This is a genomic window from Sphingomonas qomolangmaensis, from assembly GCF_024496245.1.
GTDB classification, from domain to species: domain Bacteria; phylum Pseudomonadota; class Alphaproteobacteria; order Sphingomonadales; family Sphingomonadaceae; genus Sphingomonas; species Sphingomonas qomolangmaensis.
Map to the genome: position 1 here is coordinate 530,973 of NZ_CP101740.1, position 24,167 is coordinate 555,139.

A 24,167-nucleotide genomic window follows, 5' to 3' on the forward strand; every position below is an offset into this window, starting at 1 on the left:
CATTCGGCAAGGCGGCTCAGGCGCCCGCGGTGCCGAGGTTGAACAGCCGGTCGAGCCATTCCTTGCGGGTTTCGGTGTCGCCCTCGACATTGCCGATCAGCGTGTGCTCGACCGGGTCGATCCCCACCAGCTTGAGGATGTTGCGCTCGAAGCTCTTCACGCTGTGCGCGGCGTAGTAGAAGCGATAGAAAAACGCCGGCATCCCCATCGTCACCACCAGCCGCGCCGATCGTCCCGTCAGCAAGGGGCGCGGCATCGTCCCTTCGGCCAGCGCAAATCCGGGCCGCGCCACCTGCTCGAGAAACGCCTTGAGCAGCGCGGGCACGTCGCCGAGCCAGAGCGGATAGAGAATGACGAGGTGCTCGGCCCGGCGGATCGCCTGTTGCGCCGCGGCGATGTCGGGGGGCGGGGTGCCGTCGGTCCACTCGGCGCGCGAGCGCAGGAACGGAATGTCGATCGTCGCGAGCTCGAGGCGCTCTATCTTGTGCCCGCTGTCGCTTGCGCCGGCGGCATAGGCATCGGCCAGCGCATGGACATAGCGGCCGCGATCGGCATCGGGATGGCCATCGATGATCAGGATGTTCTTGCTCATCGCGCGACTGTGCCTGCGCGAGGCGACCACCAAAATACGTAGCTGTCCCAAGGGCCAGCACAGCGATCCGCCGATGGTCCTGCTAACATTCGATCCCCGGCGCCCCTCCGTAACATCCACAATGTCGAAGCCGCCTGGCTGCCGATAGCCTCGCAATCATTCGGTTGAGGAGGCAACGATGAAGAACGTGCTGGTGCTCTTGCATGACGATCCCGGCCAGGAGGCGCGGTTCCAGACCGCGCTCGACATCACCCGCGCGCTGAACGGGCATCTGACCTGCATCGATGTCGCGGTCGCCCCGATCTTCGTCGGCGACTATGCCGATATGGGCGGCACCGCGTTGCTGATGGCCGATGAACAGCAGCGTGAAAGCGCCAACCGGACGCGGATGGAGGCGCGCCTTCGCGTCGAGGACGTTCCTTATACCTGGCGCGATGCGCGCGGGTTTCTGGGCCAGTGCGTGCGCGATGCGGCGGTGATGACCGACCTGATCGTGCTCAACCGCGAGCTCGACGATATCCTCTACCCCGACATGCTCGAACTGGTGGGCGAGGTCCTGGTCAAGACCGGCAGGCCGATCATGGCGGTGCCCGCGACCACCAAGCGCTTCGATGCGTTCGGCAGCGCACTGCTTGCCTGGGACGGGTCGCCGCAATCGGAGGCGGCGCTGCGCGCAGCGATCCCGCTGCTCGAGCACGGCCGCATGGTGACGATCCTCGAGATCGACGACGGCTCGCTGAAGGTACCCGCCACCGAAGCGGCGACCTATCTTTCGCGCCACGGCATCAAATCGATGATCCGCCGCCATTCGTCGCTGATCGATCTGCCGAGCGCGCTCATCCTGGCCACCGCGGCCGAGCTCGGCGTGGCGTATGTCGTCATGGGCGGCTTCGGTCACAGCCGCTTCGTCGAGGCGACCTTCGGCGGGGTTACCAGGCGCATGCTCAAGCAATGCCCGGTGCCGATCTTCCTGGCACATTGAACACCGGTCTTGGGCTATTCTACTGAACCCGATGTCGGGATGACCGGCGATCGTCGCGCGTTGATCGTCGAGCCCGAAGACAGCGTCCGGCGTAGCCTGCAGCTGATGCTGCAGGGACTGCGCTTCGCGGTCCGTTCATTCGACGGCGTACCGCCCGCGCTTGCCGACGCCTATTCGCGTAATGCGCATGTCCTGCTGTTGGCGGACGGCGTTTTCCACGCCGGCGGCGGCGCGCTATTGTCGGTGCTGCGGGCTTCGGGATGGCAGGGCAGGGCGATATTGGTGACCCGATCGCCGCACCTTGGACGGGCCGCAGCAGCCAATAGTGCCGGGTTCGCAGCGGTCCTCATCAAGCCGGTGGGGCGCCTCGACCTGCTCAATGCGCTGGCGAAGCTATTCTAGCAGTCGCAAATGCGCGTTGGGCCTCGCTCAGCTTACCCGCGGTATCGTTTCGAATGGCCATCGGCCGATATCGCGCAAAAGACGGTTTTCTGATAATGACATAGCCACGCCATCGTTGCTGCGGAAACGCGGCGCACGGCGGGTGAGCGGATCGTGAGTGTTGAAAGGCGGGATGTAGCCCATTCGTATAGCTGCCCTGCAACCGCGCGTGTCTGGCTACGCCGTCGCCACCGGGGCGATCGGTGTGGCGGTGCTGGTGCATCTCGTCGCGATCCGCGCGCTTCCCGCTGCCTCTCCCTATCTGCCGTGCATCGTGGCGGTGCTGTTCACCGGCGTATTCGGCGGCGTCGGACCGGCGTTGCTGGCGACTGCGCTCAGCGTGGTGGTGGCGATGGCGTTCGGTTGGGATCCGGGCGGGGTCGGCATGATGGGGGTGTTCCCCTTCCTGCTCGCTGCCGCGGGGGTCATCTGGATTTCGCAGCGGATCGCGCGTCGGACAATCCAGGCCGACGAGCTCGCCGACGAACTCAATCTGATGATCGAGGGTGCGAGCGGCTATGCGCTCTACATGCTCGATCCGGCGGGGCGGGTGTCAATCTGGAACGAAGGCGCGCGCCGGCTGAAGGGCTGGCAGGCTGGCGAGATCGTGGGGCAGCATTGTTCGCTGTTCTATTCGGCGCAGGCCGCGGCGGCAGGCAAGCCGCAGGCCGATCTCGAACGTGCGCGAAAGATGGGCAAGGTCGACGAGGAGGACTGGCGGGTCCGTCAGGACGGCTCGGAATTCCTGGCGCACGTGCTGATCACCGCGCTGTACGACAAGGCCAATCGGCTGCGTGGCTATGGCACCGTCATCCGCGACGTTACCGAACAGCGTGCGGGGGAGCACCAGGCCAGCGCCAGCGCCAACCACCTCCGTTCGATCCTGTCGACCGTGCCCGATGCAATGATCGTCATCAATCGATCGGGCGACATCCTGTCGTTCAGCGCCGCTGCCGAGCGGTTGTTCGGCTATGCCGAGGGCGAAGTCGCGGGCACGAATATCAAGCGGCTGATGCCCACCCCCGATCGCGAACGGCATGATGGCTATCTCGAACGCTATATGCGTACCGGCGAGCGGCGGATCATCGGCACCGGGCGCACGGTGATCGGGCTGCGGCGCAACGGCACCACCTTCCCGATGGAATTGGCGGTGGGCGAGGCGGTGACCGATGGCGAGCGCGTCTTCACCGGCTTCATCCGCGACCTGACCGAGAAGCAGCAGATGGAGGAACGCGTCGAGGAATTGCGATCGAGCCTGGTCCATGCCGCGCGCGTCAGCGCGATGGGGACGATGGCCTCGACGCTGGCGCACGAGCTCAACCAGCCGATCACCGCGGTGGTCAATTACATGCGCGGCATCCGCAACCTGACGCGCGAGGGCGATCCGCAAGACCGCCAGATGATCGAGGATGCGATCGAGGACGCCTCGCGCGAGGCGCTGCGCGCGGGCGACATCGTCCGCCGACTGCGCGAATTCGTCGCGCGCGGTGAGGTCGAAAAGAGCGTCGAGGAATTGCCGCGACTGATCGAGGAAGCATCGAACCTGGCGCTGATCGGCGCGCATGAAAGGGGCGTGACCGCGACGTTCGCGCACGATCCGCATGCGGCTTGCGTCTTGGTCGACAAGGTGCAGATCCAGCAGGTACTCATCAACCTGATGCGCAACGCGATCGAGGCGATGTCCGACGCCCCTGTACGCCAATTGGCGGTGTCGACGCATGTCGATGCGCCAGGGTTCGTCCGCCTGACGGTGGCCGATACCGGCACCGGCATCGCGCCCGCGGTGGCAGAAAGCTTGTTCCGCGCGTTCAACAGCACCAAGGCGGGGGGGATGGGGCTCGGCCTTTCGATCTGCCGGACGATCGTCGAGGCAAATGGCGGCCGGATATGGATGGAGCAGCGCGAAGGCGGCGGCACCGCGTTCCACTTCACGGTGGTCCAGTTCGAAAAGGAAGCGGTGGAATGAGCGATCGGCGGCTGGTGCATGTGATCGATGACGAGGATGGCGTTCGGCGGTCGGCGAGCTTCATGCTGAAGACGTCGGGGTTCGCCACGCGTACCTGGGAATCGGGGGTCGCGTTCCTCAAGGAAGCGCGCCACGCCGAGCCCGGCTGCATCCTGCTCGACATCCGGATGCCCGAGATGGACGGGCTCGAAGTCCAGCAGGCGCTCAAGGATCGCGGGATCGCGATGCCGGTGATCGTGCTGACCGGCCATGGCGACGTCACGATCGCGGTGCGTGCGATGAAGGCGGGCGCGGTCGATTTCATTGAAAAGCCCTTCGACAGCGACGTGCTGCTCGGCGCGATCGCGCGCGCGTTCGACCGGATCGATACTGCCGCGCATGCGCTGGTGCGCGCCGCCGAAGCCGATGTCGCGCTGGGCGCGCTCACCGCGCGCGAGCGCGAGGTGCTCGACGGCCTGGCGCAGGGCTATCCCAACAAGACGATCGCCTATGACCTTGGCATATCGGCGCGCACCGTCGAGGTGCACCGCGCCAACGTCATGGCCAAGCTCGGCGCGCGCAGCCTGTCCGATGCGCTGCGGATCGCCTTTGCCGCAGGCCTGGGGAAAACCCACGGCTGAACGCGCGCGCGCGGATCAGCCGCCGATCGACCTGCGCACCGTCACTTCGCTCGCGCTTTCCGATCCGGGGACGATCGCGAACGCCGCCTCGCGTTCCAGCGCCAGCGCCGCCTGGTTTTCGCGGCTCTCGACCGATTCGATGACGTGCAGCCCCTCGGCGGCAGCATAGGCCATGACATGCTCGACCAATGTCCAGCTGACGCCGCGATTCTTGTACCCGGCATGGGTGGCGATCGCGAGCTCGCCGCGCACGCGATCTGGCTCGCTCGCCAGCATCGCGCTGGCGACCAGCACGTCGCCCGCGAACGCCAGGAAATGCATCGTGCGCGCATAGTCGATCTGCGTCATCGCGACGATCCGGTCGTGCCCGGCATGGCGGATGCCGGTGAGGAAGCGGAAGCGCAGATCGTCGGGCGCGACATTGTCGAACAGGGTCGTCAGCCGCGCTTCGTCGTCGGGACGCACCGGGCGGACATGCAGCTTGAGCCCGCTGCGCGTCACCAGGTCGGCCGACCATTCGACCGGCACGGGGCGGATCACCAGCCGCGAGGCACGCGGCGCGGGCGCGATGCGCGCGCGCGCATCGAGCGCGACGACGCCGTTGGCGGTCGCCACCAAAGGATTGATGTCGAGCTCGATGATGTCGGGAAAATCGACCGCGATCGCCGACAGCGCATCGAGCGTGCCGGCGACCGCGTCGATATCGACCGCGGGGACGTCGCGATAGCCTGCCAGCAGCCGCGCGATCCGCGTCCGCGCGATCATGTCGCGCGCCAGCCGGTCGTCGAGCGGGGGCAGCCCCAGCGCGCGATCGCGCAGCAGCTCGACCGCCTTTCCGCCCGCGCCGAACGCCAGCACCGGGCCGAAGGTCGGATCCTCGGCGATCCCGACCAGCAATTCCTGCGCGCCCCGCAGGTCGAGCATCGGTTCGATCTCGAAGCCGATGATCTTGGCATGCGGGTTCGACCGCGCGACCGAAGCCGCCATCTGGATCGCCGCCGCGGTCGCGGCGGTCGCGGTCGCCAGCCCCAGCACCACGCCGCCGACCTCGGATTTGTGGCTGATGTCGGGTGACACCAGCTTGAGCGCCCAGGGGCCGGTCGTTCCCGCGCACGCCGCCGCCACCGCCTCGGGGGTGCGCGCGAGCCGCGACGCGATCGTCGGCACGCCATAGGCTGCGAGCAGCGTCTTGGTTTCGGTCGCGGTGAGCATCGTGCGTGCTTCGGCCTGCGCGCCGACGATCAGCGCGCGCGCGCACGCGCGATCGCCTTCGGGACGCATCACCCGCGCCGGCGCCTGCAGCAACGCGCTGCGCGCCACCCCCGCCTGTAGTAGATAGCCGAAGCCGCTCACCGCATCGTCGATCGTGTCGAACAACGGCACCCCTGCCGCTGCAAAGGCGAAGCGCACCGATGCGCTGTTGGCGGGACCCATCCAGCAGGCGATGACGGGCTTCTTGCGTCCCTTGGGTGCTTCGGCGAGCACCGATAGCACCGCCTGCGCGACGTCCGCCCCGGTCGCCGCCGCGGTCGGGCAGTGGATCACCAGCAGCACGTCGATCCCCGGATCGGCCAGCGCCGCGCGCGTCGCGTCGGCAAACCGCGCAGCCGACGCATCGCCGATGATGTCGATCGGATTGGCGCGCGACCATTGATCGGGCATCGCGGGGTCGAGCGCCACGACGGTGTCGGGCGCCAGCACCGCGAGCGCGCCGCCGATCGTCGTCAGCGCATCGGCGGCGAGCACGCCCGCGCCGCCGCCATTGGTGACGATCCCCAGCCGGCCACCCTTGGCCGTAGGATAGCAGCACAGCATCTGCGCGGCATCGAACAGCTCGGTCAGGCTGTCGACCAGCACGATCCCGGCGCGCTCGAACGCCGCGGCGTGGACGTCGTACGATCCCACCAGCGCCCCGGTGTGCGATCGCGCCGCGGCGCCTGCGGCCTGCGTTCGCCCCGCCTTGATCGCGATCACCGGCTTGATCCGCGACGCGGCGCGCGCGGCGGACATGAACTTGGCGGGATTGGTGATGCCCTCGACATACAGCAGGATCGCATCGGTGTGCGGATCGGCGGCGAGCATGTCGATCAGGTCGCCGAAATCGACATCGGCCATGTCGCCGACCGACACGACGCTCGAAAAGCCGATATGCCGATCGGCGGCCCAATCGAGCATCGCGGTGATCAGCGCGCCGCTTTGCGAGAGGAAGCCCAGCCGCCCCGGCGCGGCGAAGCGCGGCGCGAACGATGCGTTGAGCTTGGCATAGGGCAGCAGCACGCCCAGGCAATTGGGCCCGACGATCCGCATCAGATGCGGCCGCGCGGCGTCGAGCAACGCCGCCCGCGATTCGGCGTCGGCGAGCCCCGCCGACACGACCACCGCCGCCTTGGTGCCCTGCGCGCCCAGCTCGGCGACGATCCCCGGTACCGTCGCCGCGGGGGTGACGATCACCGCCAGGTCGACGGTCTCGGGCAGCGCGTCGACCGAGCGCACCCAGCGCGCATCGTCGCGATCGACGCGGTTGGGGTTCACCGCATAGACGGTGTCGCCATAGCCGCCGTCGAGGATGTTGCTCAGGATCCGCTCGCCCAGCGATCCGGGCCGGCTCGACCCGCCGATGACCGCCACGCTGCGCGGCTGGAAGAGCGGTCCAAGGTTGCGAATGGTCATCTTGGCGGTTCCTGCGTCACCGGCATGGTTGCCAAGCGCTTGGTCCCACTCGACGCCTTATGCCGCGTCGCCGCCATTAGTATTGAACCGGATAGCCGCCGCTCCCCTACGCGATACGCTGAGCCTTCGAGACCCGGAAGGAGCGACTCATGCCCTATAAGGCGATTGCAGTTTTGGTGGTTTTGACGGGAGACCGACGGTGACCGAGTCGCCCCCTGATCCCGGCGTCTCGGTGCCGATCCAGCATCTGGTGGTGCTCGGCCATCCAACGGCGGGAAGCTTCAACCATTCGGTCGCACGGACCTATTGCGAGACGGTGCGCCAATGCGGGCAGCGGGCCGAGCTTCGCGATCTGTACGCGATCGGCTTCGATCCGCTGCTGAACCCGGGCGAACGGCGCGGTGCGGCGCGCACCCGGCTTCCGCGTGACGTCAAGCAGGAGCTTGGCTACCTCGCCGACAGCGCGATCGTGACGTTGATCTACCCGATCTGGTTCGGCATGCCGCCGGCGATCATCAAAGGCTATGTCGATCGCGTGTTCGGTGCGGGCTTCGTCGCGCGCAGCATCAAGGAGGGCAGTATCGACTCGGCGTTGCACGGAAAGCGGCTGATGATGTTCAGCACTTCGGCCTCGACCCGCTGCTGGCTCGAGGAGCAGGGCCAATGGCTGGCGCTGCGACGCGCGTTCGATACCTATCTCGCGACGATCTTCGGGATGGTGCGAAGCGACCATGTCCATTTCGATTCGATCGTCGACGGGCTCGATCCGCGCGCGGCGAACGAGGCGCTGGCGGTGGTCCGCGAAAAGACCCGCGCGATGTGCGCGCTGCTGCTGCAGGCGCGGCACCAGCATTATGCGCAGCACCTGATGCAGCGCTCGACCGGTCCCGCATCGGCGGGCGCCGCATGAGCCAAGGCTTCCCTCAACGTCCATCTAGCGAGGTTTTGATGCCCCACAATCCCGATCCGTCGTTGATCGAAGCATGGCCAAACCAGATGCTGCAGGCGGCAGCCGCGGCGCAGCATCTGCAATATATGTTCGCGACCCAATGGTGGACGATGGCGATGGCGCCGGGGCTGCTTGCCTTCCCGCGCAATTGGGCCGGGCGGTTTGATCACCAACTTCCGGTCCCCGACCCTATCGAGCGCGACGACGAACGCGCCTTGTTCGCCTGAGGTTGCCGCGGGTGCCCCACGCGCAGCCGGCGGCGTCGCGCGCCCCCGCCGCCGACATCGGCGCGCTTCTGCAAAGCGGTGCCTTCGGCGAAGGCGCCGCCGTCCGCCGTATCGATACCCATGCCGCCAGCGTATTCCTGACGCACGACCGCGCCTGGAAACTCAAGCAGCCGGTGCGGTTCGACTATCTGGATTTCTCGACCGCGCCGCTACGCAAGGCGGCGCTCGAGGCCGAACTCCGCCTCAATCGTCGCCTCGCCCCCGATCTGTACCTCGCGGTGCATCCGATCACGCGTGAGGGCGAAGGTACACTCGCAATCGACGGCGCGGGCGAGGCGGTCGATTGGCTGCTCGAAATGCGCCGGTTCGACGATGATGCGTTGCTCGACGACCGCGCACGCCAGGGGCCGATCGACCCCGGGCTGATGGCGCGGCTCGCCGAGCACGTACACGCCTTCCACGCGGCCGCCGCGATCAGCGCCGATCCCGCTGGCGCTCCGCGGATCGAACGCGTGATTGCGGGCAATGCGGCGGCGCTCGATCGTTATCCCGGCGCGTTCGATCGGACCGAGGTCACCAGCCTGTTGTCGGCCCAGCGCAGCGCGCTGTGTAAGGTCGCCGACCGGCTCGATGCGCGCGCGCGTCGCGGCCGGGTGCGCCACGGGCATGGCGACCTGCATCTCGCCAATGTCGCGATGATCGATGGCGAGCCGACGCCCTTCGACTGTCTCGAATTCGATCCTGAGCTGGCGACGATCGACACGCTGTACGATCTGGCGTTCCTGCTGATGGACCTGTGGCATCGCGGTCAGGCCGATGCGGCCAACGCCCTCTACAATCGCTATTGCGACCTGTCGGGCGACGATGCGGACGGGATTGCCGCGATGCCGCTGTTCCTGTCGCTTCGCGCGACGATTCGCGCGCACGTCGCCGCGGCGCGCAGCGAGCGATCGGCGGGCGAAGACGATCGTGCGCTGGCGCGCGACTATCTGCGGCTCGCGGCCAGCTTTCTCGCGCCTGCGGTACCGCGGCTGGTGGCGATCGGCGGGCGATCGGGCACCGGCAAATCGACGGTCGCGCGCGGGCTCGGCGGCAGCATCGGCGCGGCGCCCGGGGCGCGGATCCTGCGCTCGGACGTGCTGCGCAAGCGGATCGCCGGGGTTGCGCCCGAAACCCCGCTGCCCGCCGATCACTACACCCCCGACAGCGCCGCCGCGGTCTATCGCGCGCTCGGCATCCGGGCGCAGGCGCTCCTCGCCGAAGGGGCGAGCGTGATCGCCGATGCCGCGTTCCTGTTGCCGGCGGAGCGGCAAGCGGTACGAGCGGTGGCGACCGAGGCCGGGGTGGCGTTTAACGGCCTATGGCTCGAAGCCAGCGAAGCAGTCCGGATCGAGCGCGTCACCGCGCGCCGCGGCGATGCCTCCGATGCCGATGCGCGGGTGGCGCGGATTCAGTCGCGCCGCGCGATCGGATCGCTCGGGACCTGGCGGCGAATCGCAGCTGGCGGCCCGGCGCACAGCGTTGTCGGCGCGGCGCTTGCCACGTTGCAGGCACCGCCGGCGGGCCGTTGAACGAAGCGCGCGGCGGAGCGACATGCCGGCGGCGCCACCGGGTCGCCGTGGATCAAAGCCTCGGCGTCCGTGGCGCGCGCGCGCGTCACGGCCGGATCGCCACCTTGAGCACCCCGTCGCGCTGGTGCGCGAACAGGTCATAGGCGGTCTCGATATCGTCGAGCCCGAAATGATGCGTGACCAGGGCGGCGGTATCGACCCTGCCGCCCGCCACCGCCGCCATCAGCCGCCGCATCCGTTCCTTGCCGCCGGGGCACAGGGTCGTGACGATGCGATGATCGCCGAGCCCCGCGGCAAAGGCGTCGAGCGGGATTCGCAGGTCTTCGGAATAGACGCCCAGCGACGACAGCGTGCCGCCGGGCCGCAGGCATCGCAGCGCCCATTCGAAGGTCTGTTGCCGGCCCAGCGCCTCGATCGCGACGTCGACGCCGCGTCCGCGGGTGATCCGCATGATCTCGCTGACCGGGTCTTCGTGCGTAAAGTCGACGACATGATCGGCGCCCATCTTGCGCGAGATCGCCGCGCGCGCGGGCAGGCTTTCGACTGCGATGATCTCGGCCGCGCCCATCGCGCGTGCGCCGGCGGTGGCGCACAGGCCGATCGGACCCTGCGCGAACACCGCGACGGTGTCGCCGATCCGGATCTTGCCCGCCTCGGCGCCGCCGAAGCCGGTCGACAGGATATCGGGGCACATCAGCACCTGCTCGTCGGTCAGCCCGTCGGGGATCGGCGCGAGATTGGCCATCGCATCGGGAACGAGCAGATATTCGGCCTGCGCGCCGTCGATGGTGTTGCCGAAACGCCAGCCGCCCAGCGGCTTGAACCCGTGCGGCCCGTCGCGCCCGCATTGCGAATGGCAGCCGTCGAGCGAGGCGTTCGACCAGCCCGACGGGGTGATGGCGCCGGCGATCACCCGCTGCCCCTCTTCATAGCCGAGCACCGCCGAGCCCAGCTTCTCGATCACCCCGACCGGCTCGTGGCCGATGGTGAGCCCCGACGCGACGGGATATTCGCCCTTGAGGATATGGACGTCGGTGCCGCAGATCGTCGTGGTGGTAATGCGCACCAGCGCGTCGAGCGGGCCGATATGCGGGATCGGCTTTTCGCCGAGCACGATCCGCCCGGGTTCGAGGAAGATCGTCGCGCGCATCTTGTCGGCCATGGCTTGCTCCTCTTTTGAAAGGCTTTTCGCGTGCCGGGCCGGGCGCGTCGCTACGGAATGTCCCTAGGGCCGCGCCGGCGTTTGCGCTTCAGTCGTCCTTGGCTCGGGTTTCGAGCTCGAGCTCAAGCAGCCAAATGCGGCTGACCACCGCGAAGAAGAAGGCAGTCGACCAGCCGAGCAGGATGATGCCGTTGGCGCCCTCGATCGCCCCGAACACCCGCCAGCCGGGGGGCAGCACGACATCGCCATAGCCGATCGTGGTGTAGGTCGAGGTCGAGAAATACAGCGCTTCCTCGAACGATCCGAGTGCCCCCGTAGCAGCGTAGAGCATCGCATAGGCCCAGATCTCGATCGCATGCAGCGCGAACAGCCCGAACGCCGCCGCAAGGATACCGACGCTGTCGTGCAGCAGGACATAGGCAGCGGGCCGCCCGGCGTGATGCCGGCGCAGCAGGCTGAGCAGCGCCGCCAGCCCGCCAAGGTGGACGCCGATCGTGAAGGTGACCATCAACGAGGCCAAAACGAGCTGGGCGGGCAAGGTCATCGCGCCACTATGCGCGAACACAGCGCCGCCAACGATGCGGCGATCTACGTAGCGCCGCGCTGCGCGCATTGGGAGCATTACCTAGCGCCCGCCGCTTCGCCGCGCGCTATGCCGGGGTGCGTGGGAAGGAGATGCGCCGATGACCGAAATCCGCCGCAAGCTGACGATCGCGATACGACCGTGCGAACCGCCGCCCGACACGATCGACCCGCATGGCCGGCCCGAAATGCCCGCGACCGCCCGCCCGAACGAAGTGCCGACCGAGGAGCCCCTAAGCATGGCCCCTGCGCCGGCGTTCGAACAACCGCCGCGGTCGACGCCCGAAATCCCCGCGTTCGGCGACGACGGACGCTAGCGCGTGGGGGGCCGGGTAGCGATGGCCCGCGCCCGATGCCCGCGGTAACCCCGCGCAGCGATCCGATCGACGCCGATCTGATGACGCGGATCGACCTCGAACTGTGCCCGGCGCCCGCGCGCGTCGTGTTGCGGCCCTTCGTTCCCGCCGAGAGCGCGATCGATGCAGACCCGCGCGATGGATCGCGCGTCGAACATATCCTGCGGCATGTGCTCGCGCTCGATAGCGCAGGCCTCGACGCCGAGCTCGATTGGGTGGTGACCAGCCTCGCCACCCGCCACCGCGACGTCGAACGGCTGCTGCAGCGACGGTTCGAGGAGATGGCCGATCGCTTCCTCGCCGGACGCAGTGTCAGCCCCGGCCAGGCGCTGCTGGCGGGGGCCTATTTTGCCGAGGAATATGCGTTCGAGGCGGTCGCGCTCTTTAACCCCAGCATCGTCGCGCATCCCGACCAAAGCGGGGTGGAGCCGGGGGCACTGCGCTTCGTGCTGTCGCTGCGCGGGGTGGGGGAGGGACATGTGTCGTCGGTCAGCTTCCGGACCGGCCAGATCAGCGCGCAAGGCACCATCGCCGTCGACCCGCTCGATCGCTGGGCGACCTCGCCGGTCATCGATCGCATCGCCGGCGATCGGCCCGACGATCCTGCGCTCGGGCTCGATTACGGCCCCGCCGGCGATATCGCGCAGGTCGTCATCTTCCCGATCAGCTTCCAGCAGCGTCATGGGATCGAGGATCTGCGGCTGGTTCGTTTCACCGACGATGACGGGCGCGCCACCTATCTCGGCACCTACACCGCCTTCAGCGGCGAAACCGTGCGGCAGGAGCTGCTGCGCACCGACGATTTCGTGACCTTCGAGCTCGACGCGCTGCGCGGCGGCCTCAGCGCCAGCAAGGGCATGGCGCTGTTCCCACGCAGGCTCGACGGGCAATATGCGATGCTGGGGCGCCACGATCACGAGAATATCTGGCTGCTCAAATCGGACGACCTGTATCGCTGGGACCGCGGCAGCGTGATTGTGTCGCCGCAGTGGCCGTGGGAGTTCATCCAGATCGGCAATTGCGGCTCGCCGATCGAGATCGACGAGGGCTGGCTGGTCATCACCCATGGCGTCGGGCCGATCCGCAATTATTGCCTGGGCGCGTGCCTGCTCGACAAGCACGATCCGTCGAAGCTGATCGCACGATCGACGCGGCCGCTGATCCGTCCGAGCAACGACACGCGCGAGGGTTATGTGCCCAATGTCGTCTATAGCTGCGGCGCGATCGTGCTCGGCCGCGCGCTGTGGCTGCCCTATGGCGTCGCCGATTCCTTCACCGCCTTCGCGACGGTGCCGCTCGACGCGTTGCTGGCGGGGATGGCATAGCCGCTACAGCGTGAAGGCGAAGAACAGCGCCGATGCCGCCGCCATCACCAGCGTGGCGATCCACCCCATCAGCGTCGCAATCGGCGACAGCGTCAGCCGCCCCATCGCGCGCTTGTTGCGGACGATCAGCATCATCATCGCCATCAGCGGCGCGGCGAGCACGCCATTGACCACCGCCGCCCAGTACAGCGCGCGCACCGGATCGACCGCGACCGACGTCAGCGCCGCGCCCGCCAGCGTGGTTAGCGCGATCGTCGCGTAGAACAGCCGCGCCTTGAGCGGCTTGGCGTCGAGGCTTCCGGCCTTGCCCACCATCTCGGTCACCGCATAGGCGGCCGATCCCGCCAGGATCGGCACCGCGAGCAACCCGGTGCCGATGATCCCCAGCGCGAACATCGCAAAGGCGAGATCACCGGCGATCGGGCGCAGCGCCTCGGCCGCCTGGGCCGAGGTGGTGATGTCGGTGATGCCGTTGGCATTGAGCGTCGCGGCGGTCGCGAACACGATCGCCAACGATACGATCGAGCTGAACGCCATTCCCACCAGCGTGTCGGTGCGAATGCGCCGGAGTTCGGGGCCGGCCTCGCGCGGGGCGATGCACAGTGGCTTGGCGTGATGGCGGCGCTGCTCTTCGATCTCCTGGCCCGCCTGCCAGAAGAACAGATAGGGGCTGATCGTGGTGCCCAGGATCGCCACGACCGCGGTCGCATAGGCTGCGTTCCATTGCAGTTCGGGCACCACCAGCGCGGTGAGCGCGCGGCCCCACGGCACCCCCGCGACCATGACCACGCCGACATAGGCGAACAGCGACAGCGTCGTCCATTTGAGGATCGCGGCGTAGCGCGGATAGCTCAGCCACACTTCGAGCGCGACGCAGACCACGCCGAACAACAGCGTATAGGCAACCGCGTTCCCGCCGGTCAGCAGCACCATCGCCGCGCCCATGGCGCTGAGATCGGCCCCCAGGTTGACGATATTGGCGATCAGCAGCAGCACCACCATCGTCCACAGCACCGGCCGCGGGTAGTGGCGCCGCAGATTCTGGGCGATGCCGCCGCCGGTGACCCGGCCGATCTCGGCGGCGACCTGCTGGATCACCACCATCAGCGGGAAGCTGAGGACGAAGGTCCAAGCGAGGCCATAGCCGAATTGCGCGCCGATCTGGCTGTGCGTGCCGATCCCGCTGGGGTCGTCGTCGGCCGCGCCGGTGACGAGCCCGGGGCCGAGCGTGCGCAGGAAGCCTATGCGCGGCGGTGGGGAATCGTCGGGCTGGGTCGATTCAGCGGCGATTGCGACCGGGAGCTCGGTCACGCCGCGCCCGCTGCGCGGCGGGGGCGTTCAATCATTGGCTCGCGGGGCCGCTTCCACCTTCGCGCGCGGCAATATCATCCGGCACACGGCACCCTCGCGGGGATATTCGAGGATCACGTCGGTGCGAAAGGTGGCCTTGGTGATCTGCTGGATGAAGGTGGTGCCGAACCCCTGGCGCGTCGGCGGGGTGACCGGTGGCCCGCCGGTTTCGCGCCATTCGATCTCGTAGTGGCTGCCATCGGCGCTGAAGGCGGTGGTGATAGAGACGTGCCCGCTCGTGGCGCTCAGCGCGCCATATTTGGACGAATTGGTCGCAAGCTCGTGAAAGACCAGCGCCAGCGTTTGTGCGGCGCGCGCGCCGACCAGTATCGCCGGGCCGTCGACGACGATGTTGGTCCCGTCGGCGGTGCGGAACTGCTCGAGCTCGGCCCACAGAAGCGCGTCGAACCGCGTGCTCTGTTGCGCCCCGAATCCCAGTACCGCCTGCGTGGCGGCCAGCGCATTCACCCGTCCGAGCAACGATTCCTTGAATTCACCGACATCGGCGGCGCATTGCGCGCTGAGCGAGACCAGCGCCTTGACGACCGAAAGCACGTTGCGCGTCCGGTGATCGAGTTCGCGCGCGATCGCATCGTTGCGTTCCTCGATCGCCTTGCGTTCGGTGATGTCGCGATGGACGACGGTCAGCACCGTCCGGCCGGCGATGCGGTGGCGCGACACCATCGCTTCGGCGGGAAACTCCTCGCCATCCTTGCGCCGGCCTTTGACCTCGCGGCGCTTTCCCATGAACCCGCTCGCGGGGCCGTTTCCCTGCGCGAAGGAAAATACCTGGCGCGCATGCTCGGCGCGGTTACGCTCGGGAAGCAATATTTCGATCGGCTGGCCGATGATTTCGATGGCCGCATAGCCAAAGGCGCGTTCGGCGGCCTGGTTGAACAGCAGGATGCGACCCTCTTCGTCGGCGCAGATCACTGCATCGGCGACAAGCGCCATGACATCGACGCTCTCCAGAGCCGGCAGCGGCGCGGAAACAAGCGAGTCGGACACGGTTACCGCCCTTGGCCAAGGAGCCTGACCTTGGAACTGCACTATGCCGTATCGGCAACGAAAAGTCGAATGTCGACGCTTGATCTATATTGTCCTACCATCGTCTTCCGGCGGCGTTCGGGTGGTGTTCCAGCCAAATCAGCGCGGGCGAAGAGGGGCGCATGGGCGACGAAATCGAACTGAAGCTTGAGCTGACGCTGCGGGCAGCCGATTTGATCGAAGCCAGCGGGCTTTGGCCGGGTAGTGCCGAGATCTTGGCGCAGCGTTCGATCTATTTCGACACCCCCGATCTTGCTCTCGCGAAGGCCGGGCTGTCGCTGCGGGTCCGCCATGCGCGCGGCGGCTGGGTGCAGACGGTGAAGGCCGATGGCGCGAGCACCGGTGGGCTGTTCGCGCGCGCCGAATGGGAGTTTCCGGTCGACGGCGACACCCCGGTGCTCGACGACCGGACCCCGGTGGCTGCTGCGCTCGGCTAGGCAACCGACGCCATCGCGCCGATCTTCGACGTGCTGATCGAACGCCACCGATCGATCGTCGAACAGGACGGCGCTGTCATCGAAGTGGCGCTCGACCGCGGCGAGGCGGTGGCGGGCGAGCGGATAACGCCGATCTGCGAACTCGAACTCGAGCTCAAACAGGGCGATCCCGCCGCCTTGTTCGCGCTCGCGCGCCGCGTCGACGCGGTCGCACCCGTTCGGCTCGAGGTGCTCAGCAAGGCCGAGCGCGGCTATCGGCTGTCGGCTGAGGCGCCGGCGATGGTGAAGGCGGGGCCGGTGGTGCTGCCTGGCGCCGCCACCGCCGCGCAGGCGTTCGGCCGGATCGTCCAGGCCAGCATCCGCCAGTTCCGGCTCAACGAAGCGCTGCTCCAGGCAGGGCGCAATCCGGCGGCGCTGCACCAGGCGAGGGTGGCGCTGCGCCGACTGCGATCGGCCTTCGCGACCTTCAAGCCGATCGTCGCGGGCGCCACCCAGGCGCACCTGGCGGCCGAATTGCGCTGGCTGGCTGGCGAACTGGGCGATGCACGCAACCTCGACGTGCTGCTCGATCGGGTCGGGCCGGGCGGGCTGCACGACCGGCTCGCCGCGGCGCGCGACGCGGCCTATGCGCGCGTCGAGCAGGTGCTCGGCTCGCCGCGCGTCCGCACGCTGATGCTCGATCTGGCGGCTTGGACGTTCGCGGGCGATTGGACGCGCGTGCCCGCGCTGGCGCCCGACCGCGACGAACCGGTGCGCGAAGCCGCGGGCAGGGCACTCGACCGGTTCCATCGCAAGGTCATGAAGGGCGGGCGTCACCTCGAAAGCGTTGACGACGAGGCGCGGCACCAATTGCGCAAGGATGCCAAGAAGCTGCGCTACGCCTCTGACTTTTTCGCCAGTGTGTTCGGCCGCAAGCGTGAACGGCGGCGGTACCGCAAGTTCGTCGCGGCTTTGGAGGCGCTGCAGGACCAGCTCGGCGCGCTCAACGATCTCGCGACCGCGCCGCAGCTGCTCGCGACGCTGGGCATCGCGCCCGATGCTACGCCGCTCGCCAAGGGCGGCCATGGCGCCAAGCTGCTGAAACAAGCAGCGCGCGCGCACGCCGAGTTGCACGAGCGCAAGCGATACTGGCGGTAAGACAGCGATCCGCGCCAGGAACCGTCGCGCCGCCCGCGCGTCATCGTGCAACGGGCAGCCAGTGCATGAGGGAGCGCTACGCGGATGCAGCATTCGATCGGCGTACGGCGGCATTTGTTGTGGGGCAATTTCTGGGCGCTGCCCTGTGCGATGATCCTCGCGGCGGTCGCGGTGACCTGTGTGTTGCTGGTGATCGACGACCGCGGTGGCGCGCTGTGGATCGAAGCACTCGGCTGGCCCTTCGCGATATCGCCTAGCACGGCCGATACGCTGGCAACCGGCCTGGTGACGATCCACGCCGCCTTTTCGACGCTGTATTTCTCGATCACGCTGCTGGTGCTCACGCTTGCGGCTAGCAATTTGGGCGTGCGGCTGATCGATCGCTGGATCGGTGACTTTACGATCCGCTTCACGCTAGGGCTGCTGCTGTCGCTGCTGAGCGCGTCGTTGATCCTGCTCTATGCCGTCGATACCGACGCACCCTTGGCGCGCGTTCCGCGCGTGTCGCTCACCGTGCTGGCCGGCGCGACGATCCTGACGATCGCCTGGATGAGCAATGCGCTCCATCATCTCGGCCGCACCGTCCAGGTCGATACCTCGATCGCCAGGCTCGGCCGCGATGCCGCGAACAATCTGCCCCCCAAGCGCGCGGGTGGCGCCGCACCGACCGGGCGCGCGCAGGTGCCGATCCTCGCCAGCGCAACCGGCTATGTCGGTGAGATCGCGTCGACCGCGATGGTGCACGCCGCAGCGGCGCGCGACGCCTATGTCAGCCTCTCGCTCACACCCGGCGATTATATGATCGCCGGCGAACCGATCGGCTGGATCGCGGGCGATCCGGGCAGCGCCTGGGTGACTGCGCATATCCGCCATGTTCCCTATCGCACCGACAGCGGCGGCGCGGCGTTCGAGATCAATTTGCTGATCGAGGTCGCGGCGCGGGCGTTGTCGCCCGGCATCAATGATTTCTACACCGCGCTCGCGTGTTGCGATCGGCTGGGCAGCCTGCTCGCTGCCGCGTTCGATCAGGGTGAAGATGGCGATTGGTTGTGCGATGCCGCCGGGATCGCGCGGCTGCACTTGCCGCGCGATCGGGTGACGGTGTTCATGGACGGCCCGCTCAAGGCGCTGCGCCAATCGGCGGCAAACTATCCGTCGGTCGCGATCCACATGATCGACTTGTTCGCGCGCGCCTGTTCGGCGTTGGCGGTCGACCAGAGCCTGCGCGCGTTCGTGCTGCGGCATGCCGAGGCGTTCGCGCAGCATGCCGACGCGCGCGCGCAAACCGACAGCGACCGCGCCGACATCGCCGCCGCGCTCGTACGCGTGCAATCGGCGGCGTCGGGCACTGAAACGCTGCCCCGGTGAATCGCCGTCATTCGGCGCGCCTAGCCGAGCAACGCGCGAAGCCGCAGCGCATCCCCCGTTGCCGCCCCCGACGCGGTGTTGTCGAAGATGCACCACACCTGCGCCTGCGCCTGGGCGCCCGCGGCCATCGTCGCTGCCAGCGCCGCGAGATAGCTATCGTCATAGGACGAATAATACATGCGGGGTGATCCGTGGAGGCGGTGGTAGCGCAGCCCCGGCCAGCCCCCGGTGCGCTCGCCGCCCTCGGCCCGCGCCGGATCTGCCGCCACCCGCGCGACGCGGTGCTCGACCAGGCACGCTTCGGCGTCGGCGGCGAGCCACGACGCGTGGCGCGGCTCGCAGGTGATATGGACGTGCGGTGCGAGCCGGCGGCGCAGGCTTTCGAGGAAGCCGGGGGCGATCGCGGGGTCAAAGGCCAGGCTCGGCGGCAATTGGAGCAGGACCACGCCCAGCTTCGCGCCGAGCCCGCCCGCTTCCTCCAGAAACCCATCGAGTAGCGCATCGGTATCGGCCAGCTTGTGCTGGTGCGAGATCGTCCTGGGGATCTTCACCGAGAAGCGGAAGCGATCGGGGGTGCTCGCTGCCCAGCGTGCATAGGTCGAGCGGCGGTGCGGCCGGTGGAACGACGAGTTGATCTCCGCCGCGGGCATCACCCGCGCATAGCGTTCGAGGTGGCTGCCCGCGCCGGCAAAGGCATCGCTCGCCTCGCGCGGGATCGACCAGCCCGCGGTGCCGATCATCATCGGTGTGGCAGCGTCAGGGTGCGTCATGCGAGAACCAGTCCAAGCTTCGAGACAAAGGACTCGCGAGGATCGCCGCGGGTTCCGGCGCGATCGCTGCGCAGCCGCGTATCGGCGACGCCGCCGCCATGCTACGCGGCGCGATGCCAGCGCCAGCATCCGCCCCGAACCCCCGCGGCGCCGCGATCCCCACCGCGTTCTTCGATCGCGACGCCAGCACCGTGGCGCGCGCGCTGATCGGCACCGAACTGCGCGTCGATGGCGTCGGCGGGATCATCGTCGAAACCGAAGCCTATGACACCACCGATCCGGCGTCGCACAGCTTCAAGGGCGCGACCCCGCGCAACGCCGCGATGTTCGGCCCGCCCGGCCGCGCCTATGTCTATCGAAGCTACGGAATTCATTGGTGCCTGAACTTCGTCTGCGAAGGCGAGGGGGTGGGCAGCGCGGTGCTGATCCGCGCTATCGAACCCACCATTGGTATCGCTGAAATGGCGCGCCGCCGCGGCATGGCCGATGCGCGGCGGCTGTGCTCGGGCCCCGGGCGACTCTGCCAGGCGCTCGGCATCGACGGGTCGGTGAACCACGCCCGAATCGATCGCCCGCCCTTCGACCTCTTCGAAGCGGCACACCGGCAGCCGATCGCCGCCGGCCCGCGGATCGGCATCACGCGCGGCACCGACCTGCCCTGGCGCTACAGCGCCAAAGGATCGAAATTCCTCAGCCGCCCGCAGTGAAGGCTGGGCGCCCCGCCCCACCTTTTTTGCGAACTGCAAATGGCAGCGGAAATTTGCCGGACATATTGGGGCGCAAGACAGGTCGGGACGCGGCCCAAGCGCCGAGTGTCGTTGTTTGTCGCGCCCTCATCGTCGAAGCTGCCCCCCCCCGAAGTTCGACGGTGAGGGCGCCATGCTGTCGAACCGCCCCAACCAAGAATCGCGCCCTGTCGTCAGCGATCACGCAGTCCATTGGACTATCGGCAGAAACAGATACCCGCGCCGGTGTACGGTCCGGATCACTTCCTCGCCCTCGGCCTCTAGCTTCTTGCGCAAGCGGCTGATTGCGACATCGATCGAACGCTTTCGGCGTTCGGCGTCGGTGATCCCCAGCGCATCGAAGAACACCGTACGATCGACCACCTTCTGCGCATGCCGCAGCAACACCGACAACAGGCGAAAGTCGAGCGGCGTGAAGTCGCGCCGGATCACTGTGTCCCGCTTCATCAGCTGCTCGATGAAATCGATTTCCCACCGGGAAAACCGGCCTATCTTGCCCGCCTGTCGCACCGCCGCACCCGCAATCGGCGTCCGCCGGCGCCAGATCGCGTTGATCCTCGCATAGAGTTCGCGATCGCTGCAGCTTTTGCCGACGCAGTCGTCGGCACCCAGTTCCAAGCAGGCGATACGGCTGCCGAGGTCGCCGACGGGCGACAGGACGATGACCGAAGGTTGGCTCAGCGACCCCCGGATCGATTGCAACGCCCTGGTCATCGCCGTCCCCGGCCCCGGATGGTCGAGCACGACCAGCGGCGGCGTCGAAGATGCCAGCGTGCGAACCGTCGACGGGGTAGGCGGCAGATAGTCGACGGCAAAACCGGCAGCGGCCAGCTGGACGCTCAACTTGGCATAGCGGTTGCGGTCGGGGGAAACGATGGCGATGCGCGCGCCGTTGATCGGTGCGGCGAGGGGATTTTTGGCCAGCATCATCGTTGCCGCTATCGCCGACACCTGTTGCTGGCGTTTGTCGCTTGGATGTCCGCTGCGTGCCGGCGTTCCGGCGCTTAAGGGGCGATCGTTATCGCCGGCGCCCGCAGGGGCGAGCCGCTACCCCAGCGCGCCAGTCGCGGAAACATTCCAGACAAACGCGTCGGGCATGCGACAGCGGTGCATAGGAATCGAACATCATATGTCGTTGCCTGCGCTGCTCCGCTGAAGTCGGATCGGGTTTGACGAGATGGCGGGCGGCGGCTTGGAACCAGGTCGCGAACGAGCAAGGCCAAGCCCTGGGCGCGCTGGCCAAGACCGGCCGGCCCTGGGCCTTGGCGCGGCATGTCCAACGCCCTTTTTGTCCGTGCGATCGCCGGGGCGTGCGGGAATTTCGCCTTGACCGGGCCGATCGCTCGCTACAGTCGCATGTTGGGCGCCTCTTCCCAGGACGTGAAAGCAATGGTGACGCCTTGTGCGTTGACGACATCGGCCTCGTCGATGATTGAAGACGAGCCGTTGCCCGCGGCCGCCGAAGCGCCATCGCATGTGCTGATCGTCGACGACGACGCCGAGCTTCGCGCGTTGCTCACCAGCGCGCTGGAGAGCTGGGGCTATTGCGTGTCGGGTGCTGCCAATGCGGCCGAGATGGACCAGACGCTGCAGCGGGTACCGGTAGACCTGGTCATCCTCGACGTGATGATGCCCGGTGAGGACGGCATCTCGATCTGTCGCCGCCTGTCGCAACAGCCGACCCCGCCGATCGTGATGCTGAGCGCGTTGGGCGACGAGCAGGATCGGATCCTCGGCCTCGAACTCGGAGCGAGCTATTATCTGGCGAAGCCTTGCAGCGCGCGCGAAGTGCTCGCAACGGTTCGCGCGGCCCTGCGAACGCGCGTGAAGTTCGAGAACGAAACGCTGCGCTACCTGCGTTTCGACGGCTGGCGGATGGACGTGCTGGCGCACGAACTGTTCGATGCCGATGGCACGCTCATCGATTTGACCGATGGCGAATTCGCGATCCTTCGGGTGCTCGTCGAGCGGCCGCGGCGCGTCCTGTCGCGCGACCAGCTGCTCGAAGCCGCGCGCGGGCCCACCTCCGAGGCATTCGACCGCGCCATCGACGTCCAGATCAGCCGGCTTCGGCGAAAGCTCAGGGCGCCGGGCGACGACCTGATCCGCACGGTTCGGAACGAAGGCTATATGCTGGTGCCCGCGGTTTCGCGCCAATGAGCCGACTGTTGCCAACGGGGTGGCCGGTGTTCTGGCGGGTGCTGGCGGTCATGGTCGCCTGCGTTCTGTCGGTCCAGATGCTCAACGGTTTGTTGTTGTTGGTCTTTCGTCCGCCCGAGCCGCCGATCTTCACCGTGCAACAGGTCGCGACGGCAATGATCCGGCCCGGCGACGCCCGCACCCCGTTCCGCGTCGTGGTCAACGCCCCGCCTCCGACACAGGAAGCCGATCCGCGCGCGACCAGGCTGGCCCGAACGATCGCGGTCGCGATCGGCGCGAGCGCCGACGATGTCAGGGTGAGGCTTGGACGCCCGCCCTTTCCCTTCCGTTTTGTCCCCCGTCAACGCGTCGACCGACGACCTCCGCCGGGCGCCCGCACCGATTTGCTGATCGGCGATTTCCGCGTGTCGCGGCGCGAAGGCGATGGGAGCTGGACCAGTTTCGCGCCGAAGGAAAACGCGCTGGCCAGCTGGCGGTGGAGCGGCCTGCTCGGGCTGCTGGTCGCGCTTGCCGCGGTGGTGCCCTTTGCGGTGCTGCTCGCGCGCTGGGTTGCCCGTCCGATCACGCTGTTTGCCGCCGCCGCCGAACGACTGGGGCGCAATCCTGACATGTTGCCGCTGAAGGTCGATGGGCCGCCCGAGATCGCCGACGCCGCCGCGGCGTTCAACGAAATGCAGCAGCGGCTGGCGCGCTATGTCGAGCATCGAACGATGATGCTGGGCGCGATCGCGCACGACCTGCGGACGCCGCTGATGCGGTTGTCGATCGGCCTGGAGACGCTCCCCGAATCGGTGCGCGCGGGCTGCGAGCACAATCTGGCCGAGATGCAGGACATGCTGGTCGCGGCGACCGCCTATGTGCGCGACGTGACACAAACCGCGACCCGCCGTCGGCTCGATCTTCGGTCGATCGCCGAGAGTGTGGTCGACACCCATGCCGACCTGGGCGAACAGGTGTCGATCGAGCCCGGACCGCCGCTGGTGCTGGAGGGCGACCCGGGTCGGCTCAAATCCGCGATCGATAACCTGATCGACAACGCGGTTCGCTACGGTGCGTCGGCCCGCGTATCGCTCACCACGCGCGACGACACGGCGATATTGGAGGTGCGCGATGCAGGCGAGGGGATCGCCCCCGACCAACTGGTCCGGGTGTTCGAGCCCTTCTACCGCATCGAGAATTCGCGCAACCGCGCCACCGGGGGGACCGGGTTGGGGCTTTCGAGCGCACGCGGGGTCGCGCGCACGCATGGCGGCGACGTGACGCTCGAAAATCAAAGCAGCGGCGGCGTTTGCGCGCGATTGACCCTGCCGATCTGACTGCCACCCGCGCCGCTCCAGAACGCTGGGCGATCGGCTACTGCACCGATGCGGCGCCCGCTACGGCGCGCGACGGGCTTAGCCCATGATCTTCGAGATAGGCGTTGAGATTGACGACCAATCCCTGCGCCGCGGCGACCGTCAGGGCGAGGCGGCCGACGATCACCCGCTCCATGACGGGCTCGGCTTGCGAATGATCGCAGCGCGCGCATTCGAAGGTCACCACCAGCACCCCGCCGACATCGGCGACGCCCGCGGTGCCGGTGGCGAATATCTCGGTGAGGAACGAGTTATCGACGATGGCGGGGATCGCCGCCTCTGGAGACTGCGCCGCCTCGAGCTTCGTGGTCACGAACATGGCATTCTCCGTTCATTGCTGGCGTTGCGGTCGCT

General features: G+C 67.8%; 23 protein-coding genes and 1 pseudogene. 15 read left to right on the plus strand and 9 right to left on the minus strand.

Annotated features, from left to right (window positions below):
• Window positions 1-16: 16 nt before the first annotated feature.
• Window positions 17-592, minus strand: a complete 576-nt coding sequence (locus NMP03_RS02595; protein WP_256506988.1) for an NAD(P)H-dependent oxidoreductase — start codon at window positions 590-592, stop codon at window positions 17-19.
• A 178-nt stretch (window positions 593-770) separates the two neighbouring features.
• On the opposite strand from NMP03_RS02595, the gene NMP03_RS02600 reads away from it, so the two are divergent.
• From NMP03_RS02600 to NMP03_RS02615, 4 genes are all read left to right on the plus strand, one after another.
• A complete protein-coding gene (locus tag NMP03_RS02600) occupies window positions 771-1,574 on the plus strand; it encodes a universal stress protein (RefSeq protein ID WP_256506989.1) in 804 nt (267 codons plus the stop codon).
• Between the two features lie 60 nt (window positions 1,575-1,634).
• Window positions 1,635-1,976 (plus strand): response regulator, encoded by a 342-nt coding sequence (locus tag NMP03_RS02605; RefSeq protein WP_256506990.1) that lies wholly within the window; start codon window positions 1,635-1,637, stop codon window positions 1,974-1,976.
• Between the two features lie 535 nt (window positions 1,977-2,511).
• The gene (locus NMP03_RS02610; protein WP_256507985.1) at window positions 2,512-3,981 is read left to right on the plus strand and encodes a PAS domain-containing sensor histidine kinase; all 1,470 of its coding nucleotides are present in this window, start codon (window positions 2,512-2,514) and stop codon (window positions 3,979-3,981) included.
• Complete coding sequence (locus NMP03_RS02615; protein WP_256506991.1) at window positions 3,978-4,601, plus strand: response regulator transcription factor; 624 nt, start codon at window positions 3,978-3,980, stop codon at window positions 4,599-4,601. The genes NMP03_RS02610 and NMP03_RS02615 overlap by 4 nt, the downstream gene beginning before the upstream one ends.
• A gap of 15 nt (window positions 4,602-4,616) precedes the next feature.
• Here NMP03_RS02615 and NMP03_RS02620 read toward each other — a convergent pair whose 3' ends face one another.
• Window positions 4,617-7,271 carry a bifunctional acetate--CoA ligase family protein/GNAT family N-acetyltransferase gene (locus NMP03_RS02620; RefSeq protein WP_256506992.1) on the minus strand — a complete coding sequence of 885 codons (2,655 nt, stop codon included), beginning with the start codon at window positions 7,269-7,271 and terminating at the stop codon, window positions 4,617-4,619.
• A 199-nt stretch (window positions 7,272-7,470) separates the two neighbouring features.
• Here NMP03_RS02620 and NMP03_RS02625 point away from each other — a divergent pair, with 199 nt between their 5' ends.
• Genes NMP03_RS02625 through NMP03_RS02635 form a run of 3 tightly spaced genes read left to right on the plus strand, consistent with a single transcriptional unit; the run spans window position 7,471 to window position 10,018 of the window.
• Window positions 7,471-8,181: an NAD(P)H-dependent oxidoreductase gene (locus tag NMP03_RS02625; RefSeq protein ID WP_256506993.1), complete on the plus strand. Its 711-nt coding sequence runs from the start codon at window positions 7,471-7,473 to the stop codon at window positions 8,179-8,181.
• Window positions 8,182-8,219: 38 nt separating this feature from the next.
• The gene (locus tag NMP03_RS02630) at window positions 8,220-8,447 is read left to right on the plus strand and encodes a hypothetical protein (RefSeq protein WP_256506994.1); all 228 of its coding nucleotides are present in this window, start codon (window positions 8,220-8,222) and stop codon (window positions 8,445-8,447) included.
• A gap of 11 nt (window positions 8,448-8,458) precedes the next feature.
• The gene (locus tag NMP03_RS02635; RefSeq protein WP_256506995.1) at window positions 8,459-10,018 is read left to right on the plus strand and encodes a bifunctional aminoglycoside phosphotransferase/ATP-binding protein; all 1,560 of its coding nucleotides are present in this window, start codon (window positions 8,459-8,461) and stop codon (window positions 10,016-10,018) included.
• 85 nt (window positions 10,019-10,103) lie between these two features.
• Here the strand turns inward: NMP03_RS02635 and NMP03_RS02640 are convergent, their stop codons facing one another.
• Together NMP03_RS02640 and NMP03_RS02645 are read right to left on the minus strand one after the other, a co-directional pair.
• Window positions 10,104-11,180, minus strand: a complete 1,077-nt coding sequence (locus NMP03_RS02640; protein ID WP_256506996.1) for an NAD(P)-dependent alcohol dehydrogenase — start codon at window positions 11,178-11,180, stop codon at window positions 10,104-10,106.
• An 88-nt stretch (window positions 11,181-11,268) separates the two neighbouring features.
• A complete protein-coding gene (locus NMP03_RS02645; RefSeq protein WP_256506997.1) occupies window positions 11,269-11,724 on the minus strand; it encodes a potassium channel family protein in 456 nt (151 codons plus the stop codon).
• 139 nt (window positions 11,725-11,863) lie between these two features.
• On the opposite strand from NMP03_RS02645, the gene NMP03_RS02650 reads away from it, so the two are divergent.
• A complete protein-coding gene (locus tag NMP03_RS02650) occupies window positions 11,864-12,079 on the plus strand; it encodes a hypothetical protein (protein WP_256506998.1) in 216 nt (71 codons plus the stop codon).
• A gap of 35 nt (window positions 12,080-12,114) precedes the next feature.
• Window positions 12,115-13,443 carry a glycoside hydrolase family 130 protein gene (locus NMP03_RS02655; protein ID WP_256506999.1) on the plus strand — a complete coding sequence of 443 codons (1,329 nt, stop codon included), beginning with the start codon at window positions 12,115-12,117 and terminating at the stop codon, window positions 13,441-13,443.
• Between the two features lie 3 nt (window positions 13,444-13,446).
• On the opposite strand, the gene NMP03_RS02660 is transcribed toward NMP03_RS02655, so the two are convergent.
• Both NMP03_RS02660 and NMP03_RS02665 read right to left on the minus strand, forming a co-directional pair.
• Window positions 13,447-14,754, minus strand: coding sequence for an NRAMP family divalent metal transporter (locus tag NMP03_RS02660; RefSeq protein ID WP_256507000.1), 1,308 nt, complete (start codon window positions 14,752-14,754; stop codon window positions 13,447-13,449).
• A 27-nt stretch (window positions 14,755-14,781) separates the two neighbouring features.
• Entirely contained in the window at window positions 14,782-15,801 is a 1,020-nt protein-coding gene (locus NMP03_RS02665; RefSeq protein WP_256507001.1) for a PAS domain S-box protein, read from the minus strand.
• Between the two features lie 161 nt (window positions 15,802-15,962).
• On the opposite strand from NMP03_RS02665, the pseudogene NMP03_RS02670 reads away from it, so the two are divergent.
• From NMP03_RS02670 to NMP03_RS02680, 3 genes and pseudogenes are all read left to right on the plus strand, one after another.
• Window positions 15,963-16,472: pseudogene (locus NMP03_RS02670) on the plus strand (CYTH domain-containing protein); the annotation flags it as partial.
• An 84-nt stretch (window positions 16,473-16,556) separates the two neighbouring features.
• Complete coding sequence (locus NMP03_RS02675; RefSeq protein ID WP_256507986.1) at window positions 16,557-17,414, plus strand: CHAD domain-containing protein; 858 nt, start codon at window positions 16,557-16,559, stop codon at window positions 17,412-17,414.
• Between the two features lie 84 nt (window positions 17,415-17,498).
• Complete coding sequence (locus NMP03_RS02680) at window positions 17,499-18,782, plus strand: DUF2254 family protein (protein ID WP_256507002.1); 1,284 nt, start codon at window positions 17,499-17,501, stop codon at window positions 18,780-18,782.
• 20 nt (window positions 18,783-18,802) lie between these two features.
• Here the strand turns inward: NMP03_RS02680 and NMP03_RS02685 are convergent, their stop codons facing one another.
• Window positions 18,803-19,552 carry a DUF72 domain-containing protein gene (locus NMP03_RS02685; RefSeq protein WP_256507003.1) on the minus strand — a complete coding sequence of 250 codons (750 nt, stop codon included), beginning with the start codon at window positions 19,550-19,552 and terminating at the stop codon, window positions 18,803-18,805.
• 113 nt (window positions 19,553-19,665) lie between these two features.
• Between NMP03_RS02685 and NMP03_RS02690 the strand changes: the two genes are divergently transcribed.
• A complete protein-coding gene (locus tag NMP03_RS02690) occupies window positions 19,666-20,259 on the plus strand; it encodes a DNA-3-methyladenine glycosylase (RefSeq protein WP_256507004.1) in 594 nt (197 codons plus the stop codon).
• Window positions 20,260-20,478: 219 nt separating this feature from the next.
• Here the strand turns inward: NMP03_RS02690 and NMP03_RS02695 are convergent, their stop codons facing one another.
• Window positions 20,479-21,228 carry a winged helix-turn-helix domain-containing protein gene (locus NMP03_RS02695; protein ID WP_256507005.1) on the minus strand — a complete coding sequence of 250 codons (750 nt, stop codon included), beginning with the start codon at window positions 21,226-21,228 and terminating at the stop codon, window positions 20,479-20,481.
• A gap of 498 nt (window positions 21,229-21,726) precedes the next feature.
• Here NMP03_RS02695 and NMP03_RS02700 point away from each other — a divergent pair, with 498 nt between their 5' ends.
• Both NMP03_RS02700 and NMP03_RS02705 read left to right on the plus strand, forming a co-directional pair.
• Window positions 21,727-22,458 (plus strand): response regulator, encoded by a 732-nt coding sequence (locus NMP03_RS02700; protein ID WP_256507006.1) that lies wholly within the window; start codon window positions 21,727-21,729, stop codon window positions 22,456-22,458.
• 8 nt (window positions 22,459-22,466) lie between these two features.
• Window positions 22,467-23,774: a sensor histidine kinase gene (locus tag NMP03_RS02705; RefSeq protein WP_256507007.1), complete on the plus strand. Its 1,308-nt coding sequence runs from the start codon at window positions 22,467-22,469 to the stop codon at window positions 23,772-23,774.
• Between the two features lie 37 nt (window positions 23,775-23,811).
• Here the strand turns inward: NMP03_RS02705 and NMP03_RS02710 are convergent, their stop codons facing one another.
• Window positions 23,812-24,132, minus strand: coding sequence for a hypothetical protein (locus tag NMP03_RS02710; RefSeq protein ID WP_256507008.1), 321 nt, complete (start codon window positions 24,130-24,132; stop codon window positions 23,812-23,814).
• Window positions 24,133-24,167 lie beyond the last annotated feature (35 nt).

Excerpts from the sequence above, each read along its gene's own strand:
- NMP03_RS02595 (WP_256506988.1), bottom strand. The coding sequence starts at position 592 with ATGAGCAAGAACATCCTGATCATCGATGGCCATCCCGATGCCGATCGC.
- NMP03_RS02600 (WP_256506989.1), top strand. The coding sequence starts at position 771 with ATGAAGAACGTGCTGGTGCTCTTGCATGACGATCCCGGCCAGGAGGCG.
- NMP03_RS02610 (WP_256507985.1), top strand. The coding sequence starts at position 2,512 with ATGATCGAGGGTGCGAGCGGCTATGCGCTCTACATGCTCGATCCGGCG.
- NMP03_RS02615 (WP_256506991.1), top strand. The coding sequence starts at position 3,978 with ATGAGCGATCGGCGGCTGGTGCATGTGATCGATGACGAGGATGGCGTT.
- NMP03_RS02620 (WP_256506992.1), bottom strand. The coding sequence starts at position 7,271 with ATGACCATTCGCAACCTTGGACCGCTCTTCCAGCCGCGCAGCGTGGCG.
- NMP03_RS02630 (WP_256506994.1), top strand. The coding sequence starts at position 8,220 with ATGCCCCACAATCCCGATCCGTCGTTGATCGAAGCATGGCCAAACCAG.
- NMP03_RS02640 (WP_256506996.1), bottom strand. The coding sequence starts at position 11,180 with ATGGCCGACAAGATGCGCGCGACGATCTTCCTCGAACCCGGGCGGATC.
- NMP03_RS02645 (WP_256506997.1), bottom strand. The coding sequence starts at position 11,724 with ATGACCTTGCCCGCCCAGCTCGTTTTGGCCTCGTTGATGGTCACCTTC.
- NMP03_RS02650 (WP_256506998.1), top strand. The coding sequence starts at position 11,864 with ATGACCGAAATCCGCCGCAAGCTGACGATCGCGATACGACCGTGCGAA.
- NMP03_RS02655 (WP_256506999.1), top strand. The coding sequence starts at position 12,115 with ATGCCCGCGGTAACCCCGCGCAGCGATCCGATCGACGCCGATCTGATG.
- NMP03_RS02675 (WP_256507986.1), top strand. The coding sequence starts at position 16,557 with ATGGTGAAGGCGGGGCCGGTGGTGCTGCCTGGCGCCGCCACCGCCGCG.
- NMP03_RS02680 (WP_256507002.1), top strand. The coding sequence starts at position 17,499 with ATGCAGCATTCGATCGGCGTACGGCGGCATTTGTTGTGGGGCAATTTC.
- NMP03_RS02685 (WP_256507003.1), bottom strand. The coding sequence starts at position 19,552 with ATGACGCACCCTGACGCTGCCACACCGATGATGATCGGCACCGCGGGC.
- NMP03_RS02690 (WP_256507004.1), top strand. The coding sequence starts at position 19,666 with ATGCCAGCGCCAGCATCCGCCCCGAACCCCCGCGGCGCCGCGATCCCC.
- NMP03_RS02695 (WP_256507005.1), bottom strand. The coding sequence starts at position 21,228 with ATGATGCTGGCCAAAAATCCCCTCGCCGCACCGATCAACGGCGCGCGC.
- NMP03_RS02700 (WP_256507006.1), top strand. The coding sequence starts at position 21,727 with ATGATTGAAGACGAGCCGTTGCCCGCGGCCGCCGAAGCGCCATCGCAT.
- NMP03_RS02710 (WP_256507008.1), bottom strand. The coding sequence starts at position 24,132 with ATGTTCGTGACCACGAAGCTCGAGGCGGCGCAGTCTCCAGAGGCGGCG.